At 59.1% G+C, this 6,188-nt stretch carries 9 protein-coding genes; 8 read left to right on the top strand and 1 reads right to left on the bottom strand.

Features of this window, described 5'->3' with window-relative positions; translation table 11 throughout:
* The coding region (locus F7R02_RS23625; protein WP_151210039.1) for a transposase at positions 1 to 187 on the bottom strand (187 nt) is incomplete at its 3' end.
* Positions 188 to 216: 29 nt separating this feature from the next.
* Between F7R02_RS23625 and F7R02_RS23620 the strand changes: the two genes are divergently transcribed.
* From F7R02_RS23620 to F7R02_RS23585, 8 genes are all read left to right on the top strand, one after another.
* Positions 217 to 921, top strand: coding sequence for an ATPase, T2SS/T4P/T4SS family (locus F7R02_RS23620; protein ID WP_078589356.1), 705 nt, complete (start codon positions 217 to 219; stop codon positions 919 to 921).
* A complete protein-coding gene (gene icmT / locus F7R02_RS23615; protein ID WP_268874973.1) occupies positions 921 to 1,199 on the top strand; it encodes an IcmT/TraK family protein in 279 nt (92 codons plus the stop codon). The genes F7R02_RS23620 and icmT overlap by 1 nt, the downstream gene beginning before the upstream one ends.
* Positions 1,200 to 1,292: 93 nt before the next feature.
* Positions 1,293 to 1,649, top strand: a complete 357-nt coding sequence (locus F7R02_RS23610) for a hypothetical protein (protein WP_235857280.1) — start codon at positions 1,293 to 1,295, stop codon at positions 1,647 to 1,649.
* A 22-nt stretch (positions 1,650 to 1,671) separates the two neighbouring features.
* Entirely contained in the window at positions 1,672 to 2,679 is a 1,008-nt protein-coding gene (gene parM, locus F7R02_RS23605; RefSeq protein WP_078589350.1) for a ParM/StbA family protein, read from the top strand.
* On the top strand, positions 2,676 to 3,179 hold the full coding sequence (locus F7R02_RS23600; protein WP_139370882.1) for a hypothetical protein: 504 nt from the start codon (positions 2,676 to 2,678) through the stop codon (positions 3,177 to 3,179). The genes parM and F7R02_RS23600 overlap by 4 nt, the downstream gene beginning before the upstream one ends.
* Positions 3,176 to 4,015 (top strand): TcpQ domain-containing protein, encoded by an 840-nt coding sequence (locus F7R02_RS23595; RefSeq protein ID WP_078589347.1) that lies wholly within the window; start codon positions 3,176 to 3,178, stop codon positions 4,013 to 4,015. The genes F7R02_RS23600 and F7R02_RS23595 overlap by 4 nt, the downstream gene beginning before the upstream one ends.
* Complete coding sequence (gene pilN, locus F7R02_RS23590; protein WP_078589345.1) at positions 4,012 to 5,730, top strand: PilN family type IVB pilus formation outer membrane protein; 1,719 nt, start codon at positions 4,012 to 4,014, stop codon at positions 5,728 to 5,730. Before F7R02_RS23595 ends, pilN begins: the two co-directional genes overlap by 4 nt.
* A gap of 39 nt (positions 5,731 to 5,769) precedes the next feature.
* Entirely contained in the window at positions 5,770 to 6,072 is a 303-nt protein-coding gene (locus F7R02_RS23585) for a type 4b pilus protein PilO2 (RefSeq protein ID WP_078589343.1), read from the top strand.
* The last annotated feature ends 116 nt before the right edge of the window (positions 6,073 to 6,188 follow it).

The raw sequence follows: 6,188 nt of genomic DNA, 5'->3' as shown, positions 1-6,188 counted from the left end.
AACGGTTCATGCGTGTGTAGACCGTATGCCAGTTGCCAAAGCGCTTGGGTAGGCCGCGCCATTTGCAGCCATGCTCGGCAACGTAAAGGATGGCGTTGACCACTTGCAGGTTGGTCATGCTGACATTGCCGCGCTGCGCCGGCAGGCAGTGTTCGATCAGAGAAAATTGTGCTGGCGTGATCTCCATGCCCAATAGTTTAATCGCTCGGGCCATTAGTGTTAACAGGCCCTAAGTCGACCCTACTGGCTGGCATGATTAGGGACATCGCAGAGAACCCCGATTCGCATAGCCACATCATCACCTACGAGTCGCCGGTGGAGTTCGTCTACGACAAGGTCGAGAAGCCTACGACTGAGATTGAATCGACCTCCATCCCGGATCACCTGCCGAACTTTGCCGCTGCAATCCGCAACTCGCTCCGGCGTGACCCAGACATCATCGTGGTCGGTGAAATGCGCGACGGCGAGACGATTGGTGCGGCCATCCTTGCTTCGCAGACAGGTCACGTGGTGTATGGAACGGCACACAGTACTTCTGTCGGCGCTACTTTTACACGCAGCATGCAGAGCCTGCCGAAAAACGAGCAGCAGGGAATGTTGGGTGGCCTCATCGACTCACTGCGCCTCATCATCTGTCAGGAGCTCGTCCAGTCCACCGACGGCAAGCGCGTGGCGTTGCGTGAGTACCTGTCATTCGGGGAGAGCGAGCGCCGCGCGCTCCTGACTGCCGCCATGCGGGATCCTGCAGGTGTGCCATCAGTCGCGCAGCAGCTCACCCGCGAGCGCGGGCAGACCAAGCTGATGCACGCACGCAAGCTTTTCGCTGCCGGTCGCATCAAAGAAGATGTGGTACTCCGCTTCGAGCTCGCCGATCAGACCGCAAGGGCGCAGGTAAGTTTGTTGGCCGGGGAGGGTGAGTGATGTCAGGACCGGCAGATTGGCGCAACACGTCACTGATGGCCAAGTTCCTAATATTCGACGCGCGCGCATGTATCCCCTTCGTCATCCTGTTCTACAGCCCGTCGTTCGCCAAGCTGGGAGCGGCCATCGGGCTGTTCCTATTCTTCTCGGTCTTGTCCTTTTACAAGTACACGCTCGTTGTGCTCGTGCGGCGCGTGCGCTGCAAGCTCGCGGGGCCTGTGCGGTCCGGCGTCGCCTGGTGGCATCGCCCACAACGCCGCCTGTACCGGCATCGCTGAGCCAAGCGCAACTCACCAGATACGCAACTAAGCGAGAAAGCTATACCCATGAATCCAAGGCGAAAGGCCACTATCAACTGGGGCATCTTCACTATGAAGGTGCTCGCCATATTCGCACTCGGCGTAGGAGCGATCAGCGTTAAGAGCACCACCGACACGGTGGGGATGCTGCTTAATCAGACCGGCGCACAACTGCAGTTTGTGCATCAACTGTACGAAACCAAAGATCCTGCACTCGCGGAAGCGGCATTCAACTACGGTCGCGAGGTCATGGGTTCCTTAGACGTCACGGCGTTGACGCGGCAGTTCATCGCGGTTTTCGCGCTGGCGGCAATCACTGGCGTCCTCGCAATCTTCATTCTCCTCGGATCGCCGAGCATCGACCGGGCGGGCCATGCCCAATCGCGCTGGTCGCTGCGAAAGAAATCCACACCCGTTGATTTGAAATAGACCACTTCCGATGGCAATTCCAATGACTAAGTCCAATCCCATTCTTGTTGCCGTCGACGACGGTTTTCGCCAGATCAAGCTGGTAACCGCAGATCGCCGCCACGCGCAGCTGAGCGTGGCGCGCCCAGGGTTTACTCTGGGCGGCGCACTGGGCTCCGCAGGGGGTGACGCGGGCGCAGGCGCGTACCGCACGCAGGGCCGGGATTTCACTGTTGATCCGGACATTGAAGGCGAGGACACGCGCTTTGATGACTATGCGCTATCAGATATCAATCGCGTCCTGGTGCATCACGCCCTCTACGCCAATGGGCTGAGCGGTCGTGATGTCGTGCTGGCTTCGGGCTTGCCGTTCGGACTTTACTTCCGTGCCGGTACAACCGAATCCAACGGAGATCTGCTCAAGCGCAAGATGGAGAATCTGGCCATCCCCGTTGAGTCGATGGACGGTCGCGAGCCTCCCCGCATTGTGGGCCAGTTCGTTGGTGCGCAGGGCCTGATGGCCTATATCGATTACGCTCTCGACGACGCCAACAATTGGCGGGAAGGAATGGACCCCAGCGCGCCGGTAGTGGTGGTGGATGTAGGCGGCCGCACCACGGATACGGCAACAATTATTCGTGGGTCGACCGTTGATCACGCAGCGTCCGGCACGATCAACGTCGGTGTCACGCATGTGCTCGACCATTTGCGTAGCCTAATCATGGCGAGGTTCGATGTCGCGGGCGTTCGTCCTTCGCGACTGGAGACGTTCTTACGAACGGGAAAGGTGCAACTGCGCGGCGAGTGGCATGACATCTCTGCTGAACGCGAACAAGCCGTCGACCTGGTATTGCAGCAGGTCCGGCGCGAGCTGCAGCGGCGGGTGGGCGATGCTGCCGACATGCAGGCAGTCCTGCTCGTAGGCGGCGGCGCCGCGCTGTTGGCCAGCGGCCTGAAGACGGGGTACCGGCACTTGGTGGTGCCTGAGGATCCCGAGTTCGCTAATGCGCGAGGCATGCTGAAGACGCTGCGTGGGAACGTTGCCGCATGAGCGATGAAGCGCCGTCCGGAAAGCTGATGCGGATCCGCGTCTACGAGGACGACGCGGAGATGAACGCTATTCACGATCGCTTCAATCAGGTCCGCGAGAACTCGCGCAACCAGCGAGGACGCGCGCGCCGGGGGGCAGAGAGCGAATGGCTCAGGCGGATCCTTGTAGCCGGCTATACCCAGCTGCACGGACCGTTCTATGCGGCTCCGGGACGCCCGGTAGTAGGTCCTGAGCCACCGACATCGGAGGTAGCTCGTGCGCCACGTGAACCGCCCAACGCTCGTACGAAAGCCTCTCATCCGCCCGAATCGTCGGAAATAACTAGGCGTGATAAACAAACGAATGTTGCACATTCGTCGCCTTCGTCGAATAATGATACGGCGCAACAACAACGGCACTCGGCCGCTCCCATGAGCGCCGATGGCCTCGACTTCAAGCTGCTGCTGGGCGGCGGCAACAGCATCGTACCGAACCCCAACCCTACGTCGGATGACACATGAAAACAGGTCTCTCGCTCTTGTTCGTCTGCTTGGCGTTGGCACTTGCCAACCAGGCACAAGCTGGCTTTCGCGTGGCGTCTATCGAGCCTGCGCCGAAGGTGGCAGGTGCAGCGGCGTCCGTAGCGGCGATTGCTCCGCGAAGCGGCTATGTGGCAATCGATGGTCAGGAGCCACCACCGATCACGGAAGCGCTCCGTCCGAGCTCTTCAGGCTTCGGTTTGATCGCGGTCTCATACGTGGGTGGTCCGCCGGCTGTAATTGAGCGACGTGGCGGTATGGGGCGCGATGTGCGGCTCGCTGATGCGCTTAAACAGATCGCGCCGGAGGGCTGGCGTGGATTTGGCAAATCGGAGATCGCCGGATCATTCGATCCAAACAAGCTGGTCAACTGGCGTGGCGGACGTCCGTGGACGGACGTGTTGGACATCCTCGCAAATGATAACGACCTGTCAATAGAGGTCGATTGGAACAAACGCCATTTGTACGTCGGCAAGCGTGACTACACGTCAGCTTTGACAAACAGATCCAGCGCGCAGCGTATCGCTACGGCGTCGACGCAGACCCCCGTGCAGGACAAACAGATTTGGTCCGCGAAGGCTGGATCGACCGTACGAGAGACGGTGGAGCAATGGGCCCAATCACAGTCCTGGACGGTGTATTGGCCCATGCAGGATCTTGACTATCGAATCGTCGCGCCGCTGACATTCGATGGATCGCTTGTCGATGCGGTCAGCAAATTCACCCTGCTCTATGAATCCGCCGAGCGGCCCCTGGCGGTGGGCATTTTTGTCAATCAGAAGCTGATCCGCTATTCGGAAAAGGAAGCAGCGAAATGAAGTACCTCTTCACCCTGGCTGCGGCCGTCACCATGCTGACTGGATGCTCGCACAGCATCCGTAATGCCGACCGCTCTTACCACGATGTTGACGGTGAAGCGAAAAAGTTGCTGATCGATATGCGGACTCCTGCTGTTCCCGGCCAACGGGAAACCGTCACCATCTCCAACTCGCAGTGGGTGGAACCGGTGCCGATGGCAGTCACTACTCCGAAGCTTCCGGCAGCTCTGAGATGCGACCCCGGATTCAAAACCTTGGAGCCAATGGGCCTCCTTGAATTCGCGCAGGCTGTTTCGGAGTCCTGCAAGATGGCAGTACGCGTTACAGCAGATGCGTTGTCCGCTTTTGGCAGTGGCGACAGCAACAGTGCAACGTCCGGACCGTCTGCAGGTGCATCTGTGCCGGTTGGCGGTATGCCTCTACCAAATCTTCCGCTGTTGCCGCCTGTCACCGGCACCGCTGCCAACGCAAGTGGTGGAATCGGTGGTCGCGCCGGCGGAGCTTTGCTAAGCAACATCGAATGGAAAGGCCCACTGGCCGGCTTGCTAGATCTCGTCGCCTCGCGATACGGGCTTTCTTGGCGCTACAACGAGCGGAATAACAGCGTCTCGATCTTCCATGTGGACAGCCGCACTTTCCAGCTGGACGCGTTCCCCAACCAGGTTGACATTCAGTCAACAACCCACAACGGCATGAGCTCTCAATTGGGCTCCGGTGGCGGTGGCGGTGGCGCCAGCAGCGGCGGATCCAGTGGAGGTGGTGTCAGTGGAACAGTCGGAAGCTCGCAAACGACCGTTACATCAATGAAGTCCTCGCTGTACACCGATGTCGAAAGTTCAATCAAGGTTCTGTTAACTCCTGGCATCGGCCGTGTCGCGCTTTCACAGAGCACAGGTGCGGTGACGGTGACGGTGACGGACACGCCGGATGTGCTTGATCGTATTGGGAGCATGCTGGAGCGGGAGAACACCACTCTTACCAAGCAGGTCACATTGCACGCGAAGGTACTTTCGCTGACCCTTAACGATGCGAACGAAGTGGGCGTGAATTGGGACGTGGTGTATAGGTCGTTGTCGCGTCAGTTTGAATTCACCACCCCCTTTCAACCCGCCTCCAGCGCAGGAACACTGGGCGCGTCAGTCATCAACACGGGCAAGTTCGCCGGGACCAATGTCATCGTATCCGCACTGTCGACGCTTGGTACCGTCAACACCATCACGTCGCCTTCGTTGAAGACATTGAACCTGCGTCCAGCGCCAATCCAGATCGCTCGCCAGATAGGCTATATCCAGAGCTCACAGATCTCCCAAACCGAGGGAGCTGGCACGCTCGGAGGGCTGACCCCCGGGTTTGTCACTGTTGGCTTCAACATGACGGTGGTGCCCCGACTCCTTGCGCAGAATGAAGAGATGATCTTGCAGTACTCGATCAACATCTCCGCGCTCAATGAGTTGCGGAGCGAAGAGGCTGGCGGGACCAAAATCGAGATGCCTGACATCGACACGCGTAACTTCAACAGCGAGGTCCGACTGCACGCTGGGGAAACGCTGATCCTCCACGGATTCGAACAGGAGAATCACTCGTCTAATCGCCGCGGCATGGGCAGCCCATTCGCGTGGCTGCTCGGCGGAAGCGCTAGAGGACAGCGTCAGCGCACGGCCATCGTGATCCTGATCACCCCGGAAGTCGGCTCTTCAATTTCGGCCATGCGTTGATTGCTGAATCACAGAACAAACTCAGGACACACCCTTAGCATGGCGCGCCGCAAATCGATCGATACATCCATTGCCGATCGGCAGAAGATCGGCACGTTCGTCCTGAATGGACGAACGTTCGTAAGCGGTCTGCATTGGGAAACCCTCGACAACGTGTCTTCTTTTATGAAGGAAGCGCGCAGCAAGGGTCGCCAGTGGGGTATGGATGTCGTCGCAACCCGTAAGGGTGTCGACTTGCGCTCTAAGGGGAAAAGCGCAAAGTATCAGGCCGGCTATGCGCCCAAGAACCGTGGCGCCGCCAAGGGCATGTACTCGCTGGCCTCAGTACTAGGGAAGCTCTGAACAACGCACCACAGATACGCGACACTACCCGCCTCATCATGTAGAGGATCATCTATGCAGCTGACGTTCGGTGACGCTGAGGGCCTGGGCAAGCGCAAGCAGACCCGGCGCGAGAT

This window comes from Xanthomonas cissicola (genome assembly GCF_008801575.1).
Taxonomy (GTDB): Bacteria; Pseudomonadota; Gammaproteobacteria; order Xanthomonadales; family Xanthomonadaceae; genus Xanthomonas; species Xanthomonas cissicola.
The sequence above is the reverse complement of the archived record's forward strand: the minus strand, read 5'-3'. Positions and strand labels throughout refer to the sequence as shown.

What these genes read in the sequence shown, in the direction of transcription:
- F7R02_RS23610 (WP_235857280.1), top strand. Translation starts at nt 1,293, where the DNA reads ATGAAGGTGCTCGCCATATTCGCACTCGGCGTAGGAGCGATCAGCGTT.
- parM (WP_078589350.1), top strand. Translation starts at nt 1,672, where the DNA reads ATGACTAAGTCCAATCCCATTCTTGTTGCCGTCGACGACGGTTTTCGC.
- F7R02_RS23600 (WP_139370882.1), top strand. Translation starts at nt 2,676, where the DNA reads ATGAGCGATGAAGCGCCGTCCGGAAAGCTGATGCGGATCCGCGTCTAC.
- F7R02_RS23585 (WP_078589343.1), top strand. Translation starts at nt 5,770, where the DNA reads ATGGCGCGCCGCAAATCGATCGATACATCCATTGCCGATCGGCAGAAG.
- icmT (WP_268874973.1), top strand. Translation starts at nt 921, where the DNA reads ATGTCAGGACCGGCAGATTGGCGCAACACGTCACTGATGGCCAAGTTC.
- F7R02_RS23595 (WP_078589347.1), top strand. Translation starts at nt 3,176, where the DNA reads ATGAAAACAGGTCTCTCGCTCTTGTTCGTCTGCTTGGCGTTGGCACTT.
- pilN (WP_078589345.1), top strand. Translation starts at nt 4,012, where the DNA reads ATGAAGTACCTCTTCACCCTGGCTGCGGCCGTCACCATGCTGACTGGA.